Here is a 257-nt window from a genome sequence, read left to right as displayed (position 1 = left end):
CAAGGTCCCAACTACCATCGGCGCTAGAGAGCTTAACTTCCGTGTTCGGTATGGGAACGGGTGTGACCTCTCTGCCATCATTACCAGACTGTATTCATTTAAGACAAGAATTATTGTAACTCATTTAACTTTTAAAGTCAACAAGTTTTTTATATTCTTTCAAAACTAGATAACATTGCTTCATATTATATGGTTAAGTCCTCGATCTATTAGTATTCGTCAGCTCCACATGTCACCATGCTTCCACCTCGAACCTA

General features: G+C 38.9%; 1 rRNA gene. It reads right to left on the bottom strand.

Annotation, left to right across the window (positions count from 1 at the left end):
- A 5S ribosomal RNA gene (gene rrf / locus MR160_RS34430) occupies positions 1 to 88 on the bottom strand; the annotation flags it as partial.
- Positions 89 to 257 lie beyond the last annotated feature (169 nt).

The organism is Bacillus cereus group sp. BfR-BA-01382, assembly GCF_022663475.1.
Taxonomy (GTDB): domain Bacteria; phylum Bacillota; class Bacilli; order Bacillales; family Bacillaceae_G; genus Bacillus_A; species Bacillus_A thuringiensis_S.
Note: the sequence above shows the minus strand (reverse complement) of the source record. Positions and strands in the feature narration are given on the sequence as shown.